Below are 17,647 nucleotides of genomic sequence, written 5' to 3' on the forward strand. Positions count from 1 at the left end.
GCCCTCCTGTTTCATTCCATTCTAACGACCACACGCCGCGCTGAATTTCAGTTAACTCTGATTATGACGTGGATTCGCCGGGAAAATGGCCCCGAGGACGCTGGCCTCACGTGCGCCAGTCACCGACGGCAAATTGCCCGGAAGCCCGGCAATGGTGCGCCAGGCAAGCCAGGCAAAGGCCAGCGCTTCCATATCATCGCCGCTGATGCCGGCTTCATCGGTGGTCGTCACCTCGGTACCCGGCAATAACCCGGCAAGACGTGCCATCACCAACGGGTTACGACTGCCGCCGCCGCACACCAGCAGGCGTTCGCATCCACCGCTGAGAAGAACCTGTTCCGATATCGAGACCGCCGTTAACTCGGCGAGTGTCGCCTGGACATCCTGCGGTGCAAGCGCCGGGAACTGCGCCAGCTGACGTTCGAGCCAGCCATAGTTGAAATATTCGCGCCCCGTGCTTTTGGGCGCCGGTAGGGCGAAGTACGGATCGCTTAGCATGGACTGCAACAGCGGGATGATCACTTTGCCTTCGCTGGCCCACTGCGCGTCTTTATCATACGCCTGACCACGCTGACGCCAGATCCAGGCATCCATCAGCATGTTACCCGGGCCGGTGTCATAGCCGCGTACGGGTTGATCCGGGATAAGCAGAGACAGGTTGGCAATACCGCCAATGTTCAGCACCATTCGGCGCTCTGTCGGATGGGTCAACAATGCCTGATGAAAAGCGGGCACCAGCGGCGCGCCCTGCCCGCCAAGCGCAATATCGCGACGCCGAAAATCACCGACTACGGTCACGCCCGTCTTCGCCACAATCTGGTTGTTGTCGCCGATTTGCAGGGTATGCGGTGCATCGCCGACCGGCTCATGCCAGACCGTTTGTCCGTGACAGCCGATAGCGACGACATCCTGCGGGCGAAGCTTTTCTTTATGCATCAGAGCCAGTACCGCATCGGCAAACAGCGCCCCCAGCCGCACATCAAGCTGACCAAGCTGAGAAAGCGTCAGTTGCTGCCCCTGACAGACACTGAGAATGTCCTCTTTCAGCGCCAGGGGGATAGGCCAGGTCAGGCTCGCCTGCTGTGCCACCATGTTTTCATCAATAGCGGCCAGAACGACGTCTACGCCATCCAGACTGGTACCCGACATCACACCAATGTAGCGACCCGATTTCATGCGCTTTCCTTACGTTGCGTGGGCTAATGCTCTCCACTCAACCATAAACAGCGCCGCTTTGCTATCCGGCGATAATATTTTTTAACAATCTCAGACAGGTAACCTGCCGGGTGCCCGTTTATGTCTCGTTAAGTTAAATTCAAGTACAATTTTCTTATTGTTAGTGCAAAGATATGAACTATGGCCCCTTATGCCATATAATTTAGCCATAACGGATGCCCGCCATCGGGCGTTTTTGGTGAACAGGAGATTCAAATGATTTTACGTGTACTGGGCGTTTCGCTGATCGGTTTAACCCTTGCAGGCTGTGTGAATGACAGTTCACTTTCTGGCGACGTGTACAGCGCTTCTGAAGCCAAACAGGTTCAGAGCGTCACTTACGGTACCGTTGTTAACGCACGTCCTGTACAAATTCAGGGTGGCGATGACAGCAACGTGATGGGTGCCATCGGCGGTGCTGTGCTGGGTGGCTTCCTCGGTAATACCGTAGGCGGTGGCACGGGTCGTTCGCTGGCCACGGCAGCAGGTGCCGTTGCGGGTGGTGTTGCAGGCCAGGGCGTTCAGGGTGCAATGAACAAAAGCCAGGGCGTAGAACTGGAAATCCGTAAAGATGACGGCAGCACCATCATGGTAGTACAGAAACAAGGTAATACCCGTTTCTCTGCCGGCCAGCGCGTTGTTCTGGCGAGCAACGGAAGCCAGGTCACCGTTTCTCCACGCTAATTCAAAATGGATGTGGTCATCAGACCACATCCATTTAACAAATCCGTTTAGCGAAGTCCGTAAACAAATCTATTTACATATAATATAATTACCAGTAATATATTTACAAAAAACATTCCCGCCATGAATCATTAAGCGCGGTATATCTTGTTCCTGCGCAAAGTATTTACTCTCCACGCCTGTTACTCTCTTTCTTACTTTACATTTTTTAATTTTATTATTCCGTCAAATCCCTATGCTTGCACTACAACGATATTTTAAGAACCCTTATATTACATTCTGTTTTGGATGCATCGTCGTCGTTGGAATATTACAAGGTCTCTTTGTAAAACTGGTCGAATTAGTCCCTTCATTCTCACCGCTGCTATTCCCGACACTTACCATATTTTTGCTGGTATTCCACCTGTTTATTGCCTGCTTCATGGTCATGAAATACTGGTGTGACAGACGGCGGTTGTACCTTATCGCCCTCGCCTCGGCCTTCGCCGGTTCGACGATGCTGATGGCCGGTACCCTGTCCAGCTTCCCGTCATGGCTGGATCTCTATCAGTTCAATGTTGTCGACTATAACGACGCCATGATCTTCTTTATGTTCCGTCATATTCTTATGGCGGTGCTGATAATAGTCTCAGCCTTGCTCTATTCTATTCGGGATTATCCCCTTTCACGCCCCGCGCATATTGCCGTGGTTATCGGTACAATGCTGTTTACGGTTTCTATGGTCGCCCTGGCCTGGTTCTGCTCCAGCCACTCGGCACTGATAACGCTGGATCTGGTGGATAATGAAACCCGGCAATTTATGGTTCTCTGGAGCCAGGTCATAAATATCTTTTTGATTCTTCTCTGGGTTGTGGCATTAGCAACGTTAATGACGATTACCCGGGTGCGGAATCTTTTTTGGGTTGGCGGTAATTTCTTATGTGTTTGTTATGTCCTGACGCTCTCATTACTGTTAGCCGGCGGGCATGCTGAGGACACGTCCTGGTATCACGCTCGCTTATTCGAAACCGTGGCGACGCTGATGATTATTTTTGTCCTGCTGTACGACGTCTTTAACCTGTATCGCGACTCGCACATAAAGTATCAGCAGTCTTATCAGAACTCGATCCGCGACCCGCTGACGCGCCTTTACAACCGCAGTTATTTTTACGACGCCTTAAATCAGGCACTCAGCATCAGCAAAGCCAACCACCCTGTGTCGGTTATCGTCAGCGATCTCGACCGTTTTAAGCGCATCAACGACTGCTACGGCCATCTGCAGGGAGACAAAGTATTGCAGTTTGTCGCCAACCTGCTGATGGATTCCGTCCGCCCGCAGGACATTGCGGCACGTATTGGTGGGGAAGAATTTGTCCTGATGCTGACCAATACTTCGTCGGAGGCAGCGTACCAAGTGGCTGAACGCATACGGCTAAAGCTGAGCAGTTTTGATAAGGTCAGCAGCGGGGGTCAGTTACCTGAATCCATCACGATTAGCATGGGGGTATTTACCGCCACCTCTCCGACGACGACCGCTGAAGCGTGCGTGGAGAATGCTGACAAGGCGATGTATGAAGCGAAAGAGACCGGGCGTAACCGTGTCGTTGTATCGAGGTAAAAAAGGCCTTGCAGCAGCAAGGCCTTGTGATGGTGTCAGTCGCGTGACTGCAGCTCATGGATGTTCTGCTCGAGGCGTCCAATGAGGCTGATGAGCAGTTCAAGCTCTGCGGGTGAAACCCCGGAAAGGATTTCGCCGCGCGTTTTGGTGATAACGGCTTCCATTTCAGTAATGATAGGGGCCGCTTTCTCAGTGAGCTTAATCCGCTTAGCGCGACGATCGCTGGCGCAGGTTTGCCGGGAGATGAGTCCTTTCTCTTCCAGTTGGTCAAGCGTACGTACCAGTGACGGTTGCTCAATGCCGATCGCTTTTGCCAGTTGAATTTGTGACTGGTCGGGTGGCAGCTGATGAATGTTATGCAGCGTGACCCAGTGCGTCTGTGTCAATTCCAGAGGTTTCAGGCGATGGTCAATCAGAGCACGCCAGACGCGTACCAACCTTGCCAGATCAGAACCTAATGGCGATTCCAATTTCATCTCCTTATAATTAGCTTGCTAAGTTATTATACTGATTTTAGAATAGTGTGCAGCATTTGTATTGGCAAAACAAATGCAATACTGCATTCATCGAACTTAAAAGGATGACTTACACTGAATTGTGATGTTCCATCAGATTAAGACTCGCCCTCGCGGCATTTTGTTCACTGCAAAGGATCTCTGCCCGTGACGTTTTTTCAAAGCTCCGTGGGACTCCCCCTTCAGGACCTGATTTTCGGTGCGTCAGTCTACTTTCCGCCCTTGTTTAAGGCCGTCCTGGTCGGCTTTATGATTTGGCTCATAGCCCATCGCCTGCTTCGCGACTGGATGTACTCCGGCGAGATTTGGCACCCCATGTTAATGGATCTCTCCCTGTTTGCCCTTTCCGTATGCCTGGGCCTAGCTGTCTTGATTGTGTGGTGAATATGCCCCTGAAAACGCTGAAGTACTTTTCCACGCTGATTGTTCTTGCTCTGGCCCTGGTTGCCGGGTGGTGGCTCTGGAATTTTTATATGCAGTCACCCTGGACACGTGACGGCAAAGTGCGGGCTGAGCAGGTCAGCATTACCCCTCAGGTGTCGGGCAGCATTACGACGCTTGTCGTGAAAGATAACCAGTACGTTAAAAAGGGTGACGTGTTATTCCGTATCGACGACACCCCCTATCATATTGCGATCCTTAACGCCCAGGCACAGCTGGCGAAGGCCCAGTCTGATTTAGCAAAAGCCAATAACGAAGCCAATCGCCGCCGGCACTTGTCGCGCAACTATATTTCCGCAGAAGATTTAGATACTGCCAATATCAACGTTAAGGCCATGCAGGCGAGCGTGAACGTCGCGGAGGCTACGCTCAAACAGGCGCAGTGGGAGCTGACACAAACCGTTATTACCGCGCCAGTCAATGGATGGATCACCAACCTGTCAGCCCGCGTGGGGAATTATGCCACCGCCGGGCAACCCGTTTTCGCCCTTGTCGACAGCCACTCGTTCTATGTGGTGGGTTATTTTGAAGAGACCAAGCTTCGCCATATTCGCGAAGGGTCTGCCGCTACCATTACGCTTTACAGCGGTTCGCAGAGGTTACAGGGTCACGTCTCCAGCATCGGCCGTGCCATCTACGATCAGAGTGTTGAAATGGATTCAGGCCTGGTACCGGACATTAAACCGAACGTGCCGTGGGTGCGTCTGGCCCAGCGCGTACCGGTTCGTGTGGAGTTTGACCATTTACCGCAGGGCATAACGCTGGTCTCCGGCACAACCTGCACCGTCGCCATCGGGACCCGTTGATGAACCTGCAGGCCTTCTCCTGGCGAAATACGCCGTGGATGAAAGCGACACGTCCGCAGTGGCGCTATGCGCTGCGTAATGGCATTGCGATGTGTCTGGCGCTGACTGTCGCCTATTACCTCAACCTTGATCAGCCCTACTGGGCAATGACCTCTGCCGCGGTGGTGAGTTTCCCCACCGTCGGCGGGGTGATCAGCAAGAGTCTTGGACGTATTGCCGGCAGCCTGTTGGGTGCCACCGCAGCGTTAATCATTGCAGGTCATACGCTGAACGATCCGTGGCTTTTTTTGTTGAGCATGGCGATATGGCTGGGCTTTTGTACCTGGGCCTGCGCACATTTTACGAATAACGTGGCCTATGCCTTCCAGCTGGCCGGCTATACCGCCGCCATTATCGCCTTTCCGGTGGTGAATGTGCTCGATACCACCGAGCTGTGGGACATCGCACAGGCGCGCGTCTGCGAAGTGATTGTCGGTATTCTGAGCGGCGGTTTCATGATGATGATACTGCCGAGCACTTCCGATGGCACCGCGCTTATTACCGCCCTGAAGACCATGCATACCCGTTTACTGGAGCACGCAAGCCTGCTCTGGCAACCGGATACCAACGACGACATCCGTCTTGCGCACGAAAAGGTGATCGGCCAGATCCTGACCATGAATCTGTTACGCATTCAGGCCTTCTGGAGCCACTATCGCTTTCGTCGTCAGAACACCCTGCTGAACTATCTGTTGCATCAGCAGCTGCGTATGACCAGTTCAATCTCCAGCCTGCGCCGGATGCTGCTCAACTGGCCCACGCCCCCTGCACATACGCGCGCCGTGATTGAAACGCTGCTCGCGGCGCTTGCACGCCCGGATGCCGACATCTACACCGTCGCGAAGATTATCGCCCCGCTCGCGCCAGTAGATGAGTACGATTACCGTCACCGCGCCTTCTGGCAGCGTCTCAACTATTTTTGCCGGTTGTATCTGCGCAGCAGCCGCTGGATTAACGCCGTGGAAAATGCCACCCCGGTCACCGAGTTCGCTGTCCCCGGTAGCCCGGCGCTGGCACGACACACAGACTCGATGGAGGCACTCTGGAGCGGTTTTCGTACCTTTTGCGCGCTCACGCTGGTTGGCGCGTGGAGTATCACCACCCAGTGGGAGTCAGGCCCTGCGGCCCTGACGCTTGCTGCTATCAGCTGCGTGCTATACTCCGTCGCTGCGTCACCGTTCAACTCCCTCACGCTGCTGCTGCGCACCCTGGTGCTGCTTTCGCTGTTTAGTTTTGCCGTGAAGTTTGGGTTGATGGTGCAGATAAGCGACCTGTGGCAGTTCCTTCTGTTCCTGTTCCCGCTGTTAACCACCATGCAGCTGCTGAAGCTGCAAATGCCCAAACTCGCGGGGCTGTGGGGACAGCTGATTGTGTTTATGGGCTCGTTTATCTCCGTCACTAACCCGCCGGTTTATGACTACGCCGATTTTCTCAATGACAATCTGGCGAAGATCCTTGGCGTTGGGCTGGCGTGGCTGGCATTTGCGGTGTTACGTCCGGGTTCAGATGCGCGCAAGAGTCGCCGGCATATCCGCGAGTTACGCAGAGGTTTTGTCGACCAGTTGAGTCGAAAACCGCATTTACGTGAAAGTGAGTATGAATCGCTGGTCTATCACTATGTCAGCCAGCTCAATAACAGCCAGGACTCCCTTTCGCGCCGCTGGCTGTTGCGCTGGGGCGTGGTGCTGTTGAACTGCTCTCACGTGGTCTGGCAACTTAGGGCATGGGAAACACGGTCCGACCCGCTGTCGCAGGTTCGTGATGTCTGCATCACCCTGCTACGCGATGTCATGAGCGAACGCGGTGTCCAGCAGCGGCCACTGGAAACCACGCTTGCTGAACTTCAGCGAATTTGCGATACCCTTGCGCACCACCACTCGCCTGCAGCACGAGATTTAGCCTCGATAATCTGGCGCCTGCACTGCTCACTGTCGCAGCTGGAACAGGCACCGGCTCCGGGTACAATTGGGGATCACATCACCCCGCAGGCATAGCGAGCCCCGCCACCGCCAAGCGGTTTTGGCTGATCGGACATATTGTCGCCGCCGACGTGGATCATCAGCGCCTTGCCTTTCACTTCATCCAGCTTTTTCAGCCGCGGCGCGACGACGGGATCCGTGGCTTTGCCGTCGTTATTCACCACCAGCACCGGCAAATCGCCCAGATGTCCCATACCGTCAGGACCTTCATGCTTACCGGTATGTTGTGGGTCGAGGTGGCCGCCTGCCGCCTCCGCAGCCGAGGCTTTACCCTCTTTTAATGCGGGCTGACAGCTACCGTTGGCATGGACATGGAAACCATGTTCACCAGGAGGAAGGGCTTTGAGATTGGGCGCGAATTCCAGTCCCTTGTCGGTTTCAGTGATTTTCACCGTGCCGATGGACTGACCTACACCCTGAGAGGTGACGAGATTCATTTCCACTTCATCACTGGCCGCCTGCGCACCTGCACAGACCACCAGCGTGACGAGAGCCAGAGTAAAACGCTTCATATGACCTCCACGGGTTGTTTTTTGCCCCTTAAGTTTATACCAGGGGCAAAGATTTCACCGGAAAGTCACGTTTTACCGGTTACGGGACGTCGTAACCCAGCGCCGCTTTGCGGATGCGGAACCACTGCTGACGGGTCATCTGCAACTCTTCCGCGGCAATGGCGGCGCGTACGCGTTCAATTTTGCCCGAGCCAATGATCGGCAGTGGTTTTGACGGCAGACGCAGGATCCACGCGTACACCACCTGTTCGATGCTCCCGGCATTCAGTTCGCGGGCAATGGTCTCAAGCTCAGTGCGCAGCGGCTGGAATTCATCATCATTAAACAGACGTCCGCCGCCCAGACACGACCACGCCATCGGTCGGATACGCAATTGCTGAAGCTGATCGAGCGTGCCATCCAGCAGCAGCGGCTGATGAACCGGAGAAATTTCAACCTGGTTGGTGGCCAGGGTAAACGGCAGACGAGACTGCAGCAGCGCAAACTGTGCAGGGGTAAAGTTTGATACGCCGAAATGACGCACTTTGCCGCTTTGATGCAGATTCAGAAACGCTTCGGCCACCTCATCGGCATCCATCAACGGATCGGGGCGGTGGATCAGTAGCAGATCGATATGATCGGTCGCCAGGTTAACCAGCGACTGTTCGGCGCTCTTAATGATGTGCGCGCTGTCGGTAATGTAATGGCCGAGGGCATGCTCCGGTTTTGCCGTCGTGGCAATCCCGCATTTGGTGACGATCTCCATGCGTTCGCGTAACGCAGGAACCAGTTTGAGTGCCTCGCCGAACGCGGCTTCACACTGATAGCCACCGTAAATATCAGCGTGATCGACCGTGGTGATCCCTAAGTCGAGATGCTCTTCAATAAAGCTTGCCAGCTGGAGGGGGGACATATTCCAGTCCATCAGGCGCCAGTAGCCCATCACAAAGCGGGAGAATTCTGGCCCCTGGGGGGCAAGGGTAATTCGCTGAACCATAACATTTTCCTCAAGGACGTGATGTCATGAGTATACGCAATTACCGTGTTAAAACAGTGAAGGTTGCTGGGGTTCTTCGGTGTCACCGGCTTTGTTTGCGCGTATTTTGCGCAGAAGTCGCTGTCGACAGAGACGGAGCACCTCCTGTTTCTGCGTGTCGCTGAAGTGTTGCCAGTTAAAACGCTCATCGCGCGTGCGCATGCAGCCACGGCAATATCCGCGCTCATCCACCTGACAAATACCCCGGCACGGGCTCTGGATGGGGAAAAACTCCAGTTGCTCTGCCACACTCACCTCCCGATAACGACTATCACCTACAGTGAAGACGCTAAACGTCCCGCGTGCAAGGGCTTTACCACAGTTTTGTGGCATTAAGGTTTCACTAATCTTCGTTCTCTATACTCGCCCCATCATTAAAATTGCAGGTTTTCTGATCGATGTGGCCAATCAAAAAGTTACAATGTAACGATATAAAATTTACTCTGGGCTGTGCACTTTTCTTTACCGTATTAAACGCGCTGTTTATTCAGCGTAGCTGGGCAATTATCGCGCCCGCGCATATCCATGACGTCCTCTTTGCCGCGTCCGTTCCACTGGTGCTGTTTTGCGGCTGGGTCATTGTTTTTAGTCTGCTTAATATCCCGTTTATCCGTAAGCCGCTGCTGATTGTCTTGACCGTCGGATGCGCCGCCGCGACCTACTTTATGTATACCTACGGCGCGGTTATCGATCAGAACATGATTGTTAACGTGTTCGAAACCAACTCTCAGGAAGCCACTGCCCTGGTGACGCCGCAGATGATCCTGTGGATTGTCGTTGCCGGTCTTGTTCCGTCCGTGGTGCTGGCCATGACCCGCATTCGCACCGGGAAATGGTGGTACGCCCTGCTGACCCGTTTTGCCGCAATGCTCGGCGCCCTGCTGGTTATCATCCTCATCGCCGCCCTGTTTTATAAAGACTACGCGTCGCTGTTTCGCAATAACAAAAGCATCGTCAAAATGGTGACCCCCGCTAACTATGTCAGCGCGATGGTCAAATACAGCAAAATGCGCTGGTTTGCAGGCGATCAAACACTGGTCCGGATCGGTGAAGATGCCCATAAAGGGCCGCTGATTGCAGGCCAACAAAAGAAAACCGTTCTGGTGCTGGTCATCGGCGAAGCGTCACGTGCCGCGAACTACTCGTTGAATGGCTACGGGCGTGAAACAAACCCCGAGCTGAAAAAGCAGGATGTGATTAACTTCCCGCAGGCCTCCTCCTGCGGCACCGAAACGGCCGTTTCCGTGCCCTGCATGTTCTCCGGTATGACGCGCAGTAAATACGATGCCGATCTGGCCCATCACCAGGAAGGGTTGCTGGACGTGCTCGCCCATGCGGGGATCAATATGCTGTGGCGTGACAATGATGGCGGTTGTAAAGGCGCCTGCGATCGCGTTCCCCATACCGACATGACCCAGTGGAAACTCGATCAGTTCTGCAAAGACAACTCCTGCATTGACGATGTGAACTTCACCCGTCTGGACAATGTTCTGGATGGCCTGAAGCAGGACTCCGTACTGGTCATCCACCTGATGGGCAGCCACGGCCCGGCATACTATCGCCGTTATCCGGATAATTTCCGCAAATTTACGCCAACCTGCGATACCAATGAAATTCAGGATTGCGATCACCAGGCGCTAATGAATACCTATGACAACACCATCCTGTATACCGACAGCATGGTCAGTAAAACCATCGATGCCCTGAAAGCGCGTCAGGCGAGCATGAATACCGCCCTGATTTACCTTTCGGATCACGGGGAGTCGCTGGGCGAAAGCGGGATTTATCTGCACGGCACGCCGTATTTGCTGGCACCAGAGCAACAAACGCACATTCCGTTTATGTTCTGGTTATCACCAGACTATGCGAAAAATTTCGGCGTCAACGAGCAATGTTTACGTGACCATGCAGCAAAAAATGCGGTTTCGCAGGACAATTTGTTCTCTACCGTATTGGGTATGATGGACATTAAATCAAAGGTTTATCAACAACAGCTGGATATTCTGAACGCATGTCGCCACTGAACACGCTTGCAATAGACCGAACGGTCTATTAGAGTGCGGCCATGAGCAGAAATACAGAACACGATACCCGAGAACATTTACTGGCGACCGGCGAGCGACTTTGCATGCATCGCGGGTTCACCGGTATGGGGTTGAGCGAGTTATTAAAAACCGCTGAGGTACCGAAGGGGTCGTTTTATCACTACTTCCGGTCCAAAGAGGCGTTTGGCGTGGCAATGCTGGAGCGGCACTATGCCAGCTACCATCAGCGCCTGGCAGCGCACTTTGCCACGGGCGAAGGTAATTATCGCGATCGTGTTCTGCACTTCTATCAGGAAACGCTGAACCAGTTCTGTCAGCAGGGCATCATCAGCGGTTGCCTGACGGTAAAACTTTCTGCCGAAGTGTGCGATCTTTCAGAAGATATGCGCACAGCAATGGATAAAGGGGCCCGCGGGGTTATCGCCCTCATGGCACAGGCGCTGGAGAAAGGCCGCGATGAAAAAACGCTGACTTTTCCCGGCGAACCTTTAACCCAGGCGCAGGTTTTATACGCCCTCTGGTTAGGCGCGAACCTGCAGGCCAAGATTTCTCGCAGTGCGGTGCCGCTTGAAAGCGCACTGGCACATGTAAAAAGCAGCATTACTACGCCTCGCGTATAGCAGGCGTTTTTATTTACGTAATTACTAGACGACTGGTCTACTCAGGAGCCTTTATGTCCGCTGAAAAATTATTTACCCCCTTGAAAGTGGGTGCCGTTACCGCGCCAAACCGTGTGTTCATGGCCCCGCTTACCCGTCTGCGCAGCATTGAGCCGGGTGATATCCCTACCCCGTTGATGGGTGAATATTACCGTCAGCGCGCAAGCTCTGGCCTGATCATCACCGAGGCCACCCAGATTTCTGCTCAGGCTAAGGGTTACGCTGGCGCACCAGGTCTGCACAGCCCGGAACAGATTGCCGCGTGGAAAAAAATCACGGCTGGCGTTCACGCTGAAGAGGGTCGTATTGCCGTCCAGCTGTGGCATACCGGTCGTATCTCTCACAGCAGCATCCAGCCTGGCGGTCAGGCACCGGTTTCCGCCTCTGCCCTGAGCGCGAACACCCGCACCTCGCTGCGTGATGAAAACGGCAATGCGATCCGCGTTGATACGTCTATGCCGCGCGCTCTTGAACTGGACGAGATCCCGGGGATTGTTAACGATTTCCGCCAGGCCGTGGCGAATGCGCGTGAAGCCGGTTTCGACCTGGTTGAACTGCACTCCGCGCATGGCTATCTGCTGCACCAGTTCCTGTCACCGTCCTCTAACCATCGTACCGACCAGTACGGCGGCAGCGTTGAAAACCGTGCGCGCCTGGTACTGGAAGTGGTGGATGCCGTATGTCAGGAGTGGAGCCCGGATCGCATTGGTATCCGCGTGTCCCCGATTGGTTCTTTCCAGAACGTTGATAACGGCCCGGACGAAGAAGCGGATGCCCTTTATCTGATTGAAGAGCTGGCAAAACGGGGTATCGCGTATCTGCATATGTCCGAGCCAGACTGGGCCGGTGGTCAGCCTTACACTGAAGCCTTCCGTCAGAAAGTACGCGAACGCTTCCACGGTGTGATCATCGGTGCAGGTGCATATACCCCTGAGAAAGCTGAAGATCTGATTAGCAAAGGTTTGATCGACGCCGTTGCATTTGGTCGCGATTTTATCGCTAACCCTGATCTGGTCGCCCGTCTGCAGCAGAAAGCCGCGCTGAACCCTCAGCGTCCGGAAAGCTTCTACGGCGGCGGCGCTGAAGGTTATACCGACTACCCTACCCTGTAATCTCTTCATTGCTCATTGATAGCGGCGACCTTTCGCCGCTATACTAAAACATCGTTTCTGTTCAAATAGATATTCTATTCCATTGGTTAATGAGGAAATTATGCGCCTACTTCACACCATGCTGCGCGTTGGCGATCTGCAACGTTCTGTCGATTTCTACACTAACGTACTGGGTATGAAACTGCTGCGCACCAGCGAAAACCCGGAATATAAATACTCGCTGGCGTTTGTGGGTTACGGCCCGGAAACGGACGAAGCGGTCATCGAACTGACCTACAACTGGGGCGTGGACAGCTATGAGCTGGGCACCGCTTATGGTCATATCGCGCTGGAAGTGGACAACGCAGCCGAAGCCTGTGAACGTATTCGCAGCAACGGCGGTAACGTGACGCGCGAAGCTGGCCCGGTCAAAGGCGGCACCACCGTGATCGCGTTTGTTGAAGATCCGGACGGCTACAAAATCGAGCTGATTGAAGCCAAAGACGCTGGTCGCGGTCTGGGCAACTGATCCCGCAGGGCGCAACATGCGCCCGTACTTTTACTGCATCCCCATCCAAAATTTGCCATAATGCGCACTGCTTTTTTCCCCATGTAAGAGACCCTGATGTCCGATAACGCTCAATTTAGCGGTCTGTGCGACCGTTTTCGTGGTTTTTATCCTGTTGTGATCGATGTTGAAACAGCCGGATTTAACGCTAAAACTGATGCGCTGCTTGAAATTGCCGCCATCACGCTGAAGATGGATGAACAGGGATGGCTTACACCGGACACCACGCTGCATTTCCACGTTGAACCGTTTGAAGGGGCCAACTTACAGCCCGAAGCGCTGGCCTTTAACGGCATCGATCCGCATAACCCGCTGCGTGGTGCGGTAAGTGAATATGACGCGCTGCACGCCATTTTTAAAATGGTGCGTAAAGGTATGAAAGAGAGCAACTGCAGCCGCGCCATTATGGTGGCGCATAACGCCACGTTCGATCACACCTTTACCATGGCCGCCGCTGAGCGCGCGTCGCTCAAGCGTAACCCTTTCCACCCGTTTGTGACCTTCGATACCGCGGCACTGAGCGGTCTGGCGTTGGGACAAACGGTATTATCAAAGGCATGTATTACGGCAGGCATTGAGTTTGACGGTACGCAGGCGCATTCCGCGCTTTATGACACCGAGCGGACGGCGGAACTGTTTTGCGAAATTGTGAACCGCTGGAAGCGTCTGGGCGGCTGGCCGCTGCCGATGGGTGACAATGAAGAATAAAAAAAAGCGACCTCATGAGGTCGCTTTTTTGTCTTCGCAGATAACTTACTCCGCGTCTGGCTCTTCCGTTTTGTACTTCGCAGCCGTTTCTTTGATCAGCTGCTGCAGTTCACCGCGCTGATACATTTCGATCAGGATATCGCAACCGCCGACCAGCTCACCGTCTACCCACAGCTGTGGGAACGTCGGCCAGTTAGCGTATTTAGGCAGCTCAGCGCGGATGTCCGGGTTCTGCAGGATATCAACGTAAGCAAAACGCTCACCACAGGCAGACAGCGCCTGAACCGCTTGCGCGGAGAAGCCACAGCTTGGCAGCTTCGGAGAACCTTTCATATACAGCAGAATCGGGTTTTCAGCGATCTGGCGCTGGATTTTTTCAATAGTGGTGCTCATGTCTTGCTTCCTTTAACTTCTGTTACGGCATTCGTCTGTCATTGTAGCGGTTCAGACTGCCATCGGAAAATAACATTTTTGTCACGTCTTTCTTATTTTACCGCGAGTGATGAAAAGTTGCATTGCAAATGGTGTTTAACCCTGCGGCACTCAGGGTTTTGTTTAGGGAGTGAACAATAGTGCGACAGATTGATGAATTTTTTTGCACTTGCTAACGAAACAGGATTGTAGATTGAAAAATGCTATTAACTTATCGGGTTTTTATAGATTAGAATCGACGGGCTTTGTAAATCATTCGCGGGTATTATTGATGACCTGCATTTATCAGGGGACTGCCCAGTGGCGCGGATAAATAAAATCTCGATCACGCTCTGTGCTTTACTGTTTACAACACTCACTTTCACGCCAGTGGCGAACGCCTCTCAACAGGCGCGGCACTCTGCTGTACAAAAAACGCATCTGGCCAAAACCACAGACCGTAAGAAAAAAACCACCAGCAAGAACGACAAGAAAAAGACCACCACCCAGACTAAAAAGACCGCCTCCAGCAAGACGAAAACAAAACCTTCCCGCACTGCCCACGCAACCAAAAGCAAAGCCTCGCAAACTGCAGCTAATCTCGTGACGGAAAAATGCATCCCCCGCAAAGGTCATAAAGCGAAATGCACGAAGGTCACGAAAATAGCGGAAGTGCATAAGGTTCGCGTGCAGAAAGCGCAAAAAACGGCGTTGAATAAACTGATGGGGCAGATCGGCAAACCCTATCGCTGGGGCGGCAGCTCACCGCGTACCGGTTTCGACTGCAGCGGCCTCGTCTATTACGCCTATAAAGATCTGGTGAAGTTCCGTATTCCACGTACCGCCAATGAGATGTATCACCTGCGCGACGCGTCACCGGTCAACCGCGGTGAACTGGAGAATGGCGATCTCGTCTTCTTCCGCACTCAGGGGCGCGGCACGGCTGACCACGTTGGCGTATATGTAGGCAACGGGAAATTTATTCAGTCCCCACGTAGCGGCCAGGACATCCAGATAACCTCTCTCAGTGAAGACTACTGGGTACGTCACTATGTCGGCGCACGCCGCGTGATGACGCCAAAAACCATTCGCTAACCCCTGCCCTGCCACAGCCGTGGCAGGGTAAGTTCCTCTTTTGCATACCCTTTCAATTTGCTATTCTGTCCCTGTTGTCTGTGTGGTTATTGGCAACATAAAAAACAATAAGGAGAGAAGCAATGTCGTTCGAATTACCTGCACTACCATATGCAAAAGACGCCCTGGCCCCGCACATTTCTGCGGAAACCCTGGAGTATCACTACGGCAAACATCACCAGACGTACGTCACCAATCTGAACAACCTGATCAAGGGCACCGATTTTGAAGGCAAAACGCTGGAAGAGATCGTCCGCAGTTCAGAGGGCGGTGTCTTTAACAATGCCGCTCAGGTGTGGAACCACACCTTCTACTGGCACTGCCTGGCACCGAATGCAGGCGGCGAACCTACGGGTGAACTGGCTGGTGCGATTAACGCGGCATTTGGCAGCTTTGCTGATTTTAAAGCGAAGTTTACGGATGCTGCAGTCAAGAACTTCGGTTCTGGCTGGACGTGGCTGGTGAAAGACGCGGATGGCAAACTGGCTATCGTTTCCACCTCGAACGCGGGTACGCCACTGACCACCAGCGCAACGCCGCTGATGACCGTGGACGTCTGGGAACACGCTTACTACATTGATTACCGTAACGCGCGCCCGAACTACCTGGAGCACTTCTGGGCACTGGTTAACTGGGCGTTTGTGGCGAAGAACTTCGCCGCGTAAGAGACACGCAGAAGGGTTTGCCCTTCTGCGTTTTTTCATTATTCAGCAGCGCACGCTGCTTCCGGCTGTTTACGGCCAGACATCATCACTAACAGCAGGCCGAGCGCGGCAATTATCGCCCCCATCACCGGCACAAAGCTGTATCCCAGGCCACCAGAAATGACGGCACCACCGGCAGCGGCACCGAGCGCATTGCCAAGGTTAAACGCGCCAATATTGACCGACGACGAGAGACCCGGTGCCTCATGGGCAACGCGCATCACGCGCATCTGCAGCGGCGGAACCACGGCAAAGGTCGCAGCCCCCCAGACAACCATCGCCATCGCCGCCCCGACTTCATTACGCGCCAGCCACGGAATGGCGATCATGATGACAATCAGCAGCGTTAAAAAGCCTTTCAGCGTCCCGCTCACGGAACGATCGGCGAATTTCCCGCCGAGATAGTTGCCTATAGAGAACCCGACACCAATCAGCACCAGCATCGCGGTCACAAAGAGAGGCGTCGCGTGGGTGATATCGTGCAACACCGGTGAAATATAGGTGTACAGGGTAAACATGGCACCCGCCCCCAGTACGGTGGTCAACAGTGCGGAGAGCACCTGCGGGCGCATCAGTACCGACAGCTCTTTGCGGACGTCAGGACGTTCACCAGCGCTGCCTTTCGGCAAGGAGAAGTACAACGCCACCATGGCGATAACACCCAGCACGGCCGTCGCCAGGAACGACATGCGCCAGCCGATCGCCTCACCCAGCCAGGTTGCGGCAGGTACACCGCCAATGTTGGCAATTGTCAGACCCATAAACATGGTTGCCACGGCACTCGCCTGCTTGTGTTTTGGCACTACGCTTGCGGCCACAACCGATCCCAGCCCAAAGAACGCGCCGTGGTTAAGACTGGTCAGAATGCGGGACAACATCAGGGTGGTGTAATCCGGAGCAATCGCGGAAAGCACGTTGCCCAGCGTAAATATCGCCATCAGGAAAATGAGCGCATTGCGGCGCGCGCGGTGTGAAAGCAGAAGCGTCATGAGCGGTGCCCCCACCATCACGCCAATGGCGTAGGCGCTGATGAGCATCCCGGCCGCCGGGATAGAAACATCCACGCCCCGGGCGATAACAGGCAGTAACCCCATCGGGGAGAATTCAGTGGTGCCAATCCCAAAAGCGCCAATCGCCAGGGCAAGCAGGGGAAAATTGATTTTCATGCGTCAACTCCGGATGCCGTGTCATGTCGTGACACAGAACAAAGAAGCCGAAAGCATGACATCAATCACAAAAAATGAGAAGTTAACAAATTGGCAAAAGATTTTTGCCGCAGGCGTAACAATCAGGAAAACTGAGAGGGAGAGAGCTCTCCCTCCGTGTAAATCAGTGCAATGCAGCCGTCAGACCCGCCGCAACAATCAGAGCCAGTACAATAACGGTGGTCACCAGCGAAAACTTCAGATCGTAGCTCATCAATTTTTCTCCTTTTAATCTCCCCACGAAAAGTGAGCCTGCTCATTTTTACACAGTTTAGTTCAAAAATCTTCCTGGATTTAAACTGATAACCACTTTAGCTCT

20 protein-coding genes are annotated in these 17,647 nt (G+C 53.8%); 12 read left to right on the plus strand and 8 right to left on the minus strand.

All coding sequences use genetic code 11. From position 1 onward, the window contains the following. Window positions 1–51: 51 nt before the first annotated feature. Complete coding sequence (anmK, locus tag AB6731_RS06235; RefSeq protein ID WP_020884330.1) at window positions 52–1,176, minus strand: anhydro-N-acetylmuramic acid kinase; 1,125 nt, start codon at window positions 1,174–1,176, stop codon at window positions 52–54. 255 nt (window positions 1,177–1,431) lie between these two features. Here anmK and slyB point away from each other — a divergent pair, with 255 nt between their 5' ends. Beyond that, window positions 1,432–1,899: an outer membrane lipoprotein SlyB gene (slyB, locus tag AB6731_RS06240; protein WP_014169789.1), complete on the plus strand. Its 468-nt coding sequence runs from the start codon at window positions 1,432–1,434 to the stop codon at window positions 1,897–1,899. A 235-nt stretch (window positions 1,900–2,134) separates the two neighbouring features. After that, window positions 2,135–3,496: a GGDEF domain-containing protein gene (locus tag AB6731_RS06245; RefSeq protein ID WP_047744553.1), complete on the plus strand. Its 1,362-nt coding sequence runs from the start codon at window positions 2,135–2,137 to the stop codon at window positions 3,494–3,496. 35 nt (window positions 3,497–3,531) lie between these two features. Here AB6731_RS06245 and slyA read toward each other — a convergent pair whose 3' ends face one another. After that, window positions 3,532–3,972, minus strand: a complete 441-nt coding sequence (slyA, locus tag AB6731_RS06250) for a transcriptional regulator SlyA (RefSeq protein ID WP_014169785.1) — start codon at window positions 3,970–3,972, stop codon at window positions 3,532–3,534. A 186-nt stretch (window positions 3,973–4,158) separates the two neighbouring features. Between slyA and AB6731_RS06255 the strand changes: the two genes are divergently transcribed. From AB6731_RS06255 to AB6731_RS06265, 3 genes are read left to right on the plus strand one after another with little or no spacing between them, the layout of a single operon-like run. Further along, window positions 4,159–4,395, plus strand: a complete 237-nt coding sequence (locus tag AB6731_RS06255) for a DUF1656 domain-containing protein (protein ID WP_020884333.1) — start codon at window positions 4,159–4,161, stop codon at window positions 4,393–4,395. A 2-nt stretch (window positions 4,396–4,397) separates the two neighbouring features. Next, window positions 4,398–5,258 (plus strand): HlyD family secretion protein, encoded by an 861-nt coding sequence (locus AB6731_RS06260; RefSeq protein WP_272755626.1) that lies wholly within the window; start codon window positions 4,398–4,400, stop codon window positions 5,256–5,258. Continuing rightward, the gene (locus AB6731_RS06265) at window positions 5,258–7,291 is read left to right on the plus strand and encodes an FUSC family protein (protein ID WP_047366454.1); all 2,034 of its coding nucleotides are present in this window, start codon (window positions 5,258–5,260) and stop codon (window positions 7,289–7,291) included. Before AB6731_RS06260 ends, AB6731_RS06265 begins: the two co-directional genes overlap by 1 nt. Here AB6731_RS06265 and sodC read toward each other — a convergent pair. The 3 genes from sodC to AB6731_RS06280 all read right to left on the minus strand — a co-directional run bounded on the left by sodC (window position 7,270) and on the right by AB6731_RS06280 (window position 9,052). Next, window positions 7,270–7,788 (minus strand): superoxide dismutase [Cu-Zn] SodC, encoded by a 519-nt coding sequence (gene sodC, locus AB6731_RS06270; protein ID WP_020884336.1) that lies wholly within the window; start codon window positions 7,786–7,788, stop codon window positions 7,270–7,272. The genes AB6731_RS06265 and sodC overlap by 22 nt on opposite strands. 79 nt (window positions 7,789–7,867) lie before the next feature. Next, entirely contained in the window at window positions 7,868–8,764 is an 897-nt protein-coding gene (locus AB6731_RS06275) for an aldo/keto reductase family oxidoreductase (protein ID WP_014169781.1), read from the minus strand. Window positions 8,765–8,812: 48 nt separating this feature from the next. Beyond that, window positions 8,813–9,052: a DUF1289 domain-containing protein gene (locus AB6731_RS06280; protein WP_020884337.1), complete on the minus strand. Its 240-nt coding sequence runs from the start codon at window positions 9,050–9,052 to the stop codon at window positions 8,813–8,815. A gap of 149 nt (window positions 9,053–9,201) precedes the next feature. Between AB6731_RS06280 and eptA the strand changes: the two genes are divergently transcribed. The 5 genes from eptA to rnt all read left to right on the plus strand — a co-directional run bounded on the left by eptA (window position 9,202) and on the right by rnt (window position 13,874). Further along, complete coding sequence (gene eptA, locus AB6731_RS06285; RefSeq protein ID WP_252068128.1) at window positions 9,202–10,827, plus strand: phosphoethanolamine transferase EptA; 1,626 nt, start codon at window positions 9,202–9,204, stop codon at window positions 10,825–10,827. A gap of 41 nt (window positions 10,828–10,868) precedes the next feature. Continuing rightward, on the plus strand, window positions 10,869–11,468 hold the full coding sequence (locus AB6731_RS06290; RefSeq protein WP_014169778.1) for a TetR/AcrR family transcriptional regulator: 600 nt from the start codon (window positions 10,869–10,871) through the stop codon (window positions 11,466–11,468). A gap of 53 nt (window positions 11,469–11,521) precedes the next feature. Further along, entirely contained in the window at window positions 11,522–12,619 is a 1,098-nt protein-coding gene (locus tag AB6731_RS06295; RefSeq protein ID WP_020884339.1) for an alkene reductase, read from the plus strand. A 100-nt stretch (window positions 12,620–12,719) separates the two neighbouring features. Beyond that, window positions 12,720–13,127, plus strand: a complete 408-nt coding sequence (gene gloA / locus AB6731_RS06300) for a lactoylglutathione lyase (RefSeq protein ID WP_020884340.1) — start codon at window positions 12,720–12,722, stop codon at window positions 13,125–13,127. Window positions 13,128–13,223: 96 nt separating this feature from the next. Continuing rightward, complete coding sequence (rnt, locus tag AB6731_RS06305; protein WP_025204356.1) at window positions 13,224–13,874, plus strand: ribonuclease T; 651 nt, start codon at window positions 13,224–13,226, stop codon at window positions 13,872–13,874. A 45-nt stretch (window positions 13,875–13,919) separates the two neighbouring features. On the opposite strand, the gene grxD is transcribed toward rnt, so the two are convergent. Continuing rightward, window positions 13,920–14,267 (minus strand): monothiol glutaredoxin 4, encoded by a 348-nt coding sequence (gene grxD / locus AB6731_RS06310; protein ID WP_003832760.1) that lies wholly within the window; start codon window positions 14,265–14,267, stop codon window positions 13,920–13,922. A gap of 339 nt (window positions 14,268–14,606) precedes the next feature. On the opposite strand from grxD, the gene AB6731_RS06315 reads away from it, so the two are divergent. Together AB6731_RS06315 and sodB are read left to right on the plus strand one after the other, a co-directional pair. Continuing rightward, window positions 14,607–15,380: a C40 family peptidase gene (locus AB6731_RS06315; RefSeq protein ID WP_014169773.1), complete on the plus strand. Its 774-nt coding sequence runs from the start codon at window positions 14,607–14,609 to the stop codon at window positions 15,378–15,380. A 122-nt stretch (window positions 15,381–15,502) separates the two neighbouring features. Beyond that, window positions 15,503–16,084 (plus strand): superoxide dismutase [Fe], encoded by a 582-nt coding sequence (sodB, locus tag AB6731_RS06320; protein WP_020884341.1) that lies wholly within the window; start codon window positions 15,503–15,505, stop codon window positions 16,082–16,084. A gap of 38 nt (window positions 16,085–16,122) precedes the next feature. On the opposite strand, the gene AB6731_RS06325 is transcribed toward sodB, so the two are convergent. Together AB6731_RS06325 and AB6731_RS06330 are read right to left on the minus strand one after the other, a co-directional pair. Continuing rightward, a complete protein-coding gene (locus AB6731_RS06325; RefSeq protein ID WP_014169771.1) occupies window positions 16,123–17,289 on the minus strand; it encodes an MFS transporter in 1,167 nt (388 codons plus the stop codon). Window positions 17,290–17,452: 163 nt separating this feature from the next. Beyond that, window positions 17,453–17,542, minus strand: a complete 90-nt coding sequence (locus AB6731_RS06330; protein WP_032670423.1) for a YnhF family membrane protein — start codon at window positions 17,540–17,542, stop codon at window positions 17,453–17,455. Window positions 17,543–17,647: the final 105 nt, after the last annotated feature.

Origin of the sequence: Enterobacter sp. RCC_40, assembly GCF_041360735.1 — a bacterium.
Lineage (GTDB): Bacteria > Pseudomonadota > Gammaproteobacteria > Enterobacterales > Enterobacteriaceae > Enterobacter > Enterobacter ludwigii.

Coding starts and splice junctions, on each gene's coding strand:
- AB6731_RS06260 (WP_272755626.1), top strand. CDS start 4,398: ATGCCCCTGAAAACGCTGAAGTACTTTTCCACGCTGATTGTTCTTGCT.
- gloA (WP_020884340.1), top strand. CDS start 12,720: ATGCGCCTACTTCACACCATGCTGCGCGTTGGCGATCTGCAACGTTCT.
- AB6731_RS06245 (WP_047744553.1), top strand. CDS start 2,135: ATGCTTGCACTACAACGATATTTTAAGAACCCTTATATTACATTCTGT.
- AB6731_RS06325 (WP_014169771.1), bottom strand. CDS start 17,289: ATGAAAATCAATTTTCCCCTGCTTGCCCTGGCGATTGGCGCTTTTGGG.
- AB6731_RS06275 (WP_014169781.1), bottom strand. CDS start 8,764: ATGGTTCAGCGAATTACCCTTGCCCCCCAGGGGCCAGAATTCTCCCGC.
- AB6731_RS06295 (WP_020884339.1), top strand. CDS start 11,522: ATGTCCGCTGAAAAATTATTTACCCCCTTGAAAGTGGGTGCCGTTACC.
- anmK (WP_020884330.1), bottom strand. CDS start 1,176: ATGAAATCGGGTCGCTACATTGGTGTGATGTCGGGTACCAGTCTGGAT.
- AB6731_RS06330 (WP_032670423.1), bottom strand. CDS start 17,542: ATGAGCTACGATCTGAAGTTTTCGCTGGTGACCACCGTTATTGTACTG.
- grxD (WP_003832760.1), bottom strand. CDS start 14,267: ATGAGCACCACTATTGAAAAAATCCAGCGCCAGATCGCTGAAAACCCG.
- eptA (WP_252068128.1), top strand. CDS start 9,202: ATGTGGCCAATCAAAAAGTTACAATGTAACGATATAAAATTTACTCTG.
- rnt (WP_025204356.1), top strand. CDS start 13,224: ATGTCCGATAACGCTCAATTTAGCGGTCTGTGCGACCGTTTTCGTGGT.
- slyA (WP_014169785.1), bottom strand. CDS start 3,972: ATGAAATTGGAATCGCCATTAGGTTCTGATCTGGCAAGGTTGGTACGC.
- slyB (WP_014169789.1), top strand. CDS start 1,432: ATGATTTTACGTGTACTGGGCGTTTCGCTGATCGGTTTAACCCTTGCA.
- sodB (WP_020884341.1), top strand. CDS start 15,503: ATGTCGTTCGAATTACCTGCACTACCATATGCAAAAGACGCCCTGGCC.
- AB6731_RS06290 (WP_014169778.1), top strand. CDS start 10,869: ATGAGCAGAAATACAGAACACGATACCCGAGAACATTTACTGGCGACC.
- sodC (WP_020884336.1), bottom strand. CDS start 7,788: ATGAAGCGTTTTACTCTGGCTCTCGTCACGCTGGTGGTCTGTGCAGGT.
- AB6731_RS06265 (WP_047366454.1), top strand. CDS start 5,258: ATGAACCTGCAGGCCTTCTCCTGGCGAAATACGCCGTGGATGAAAGCG.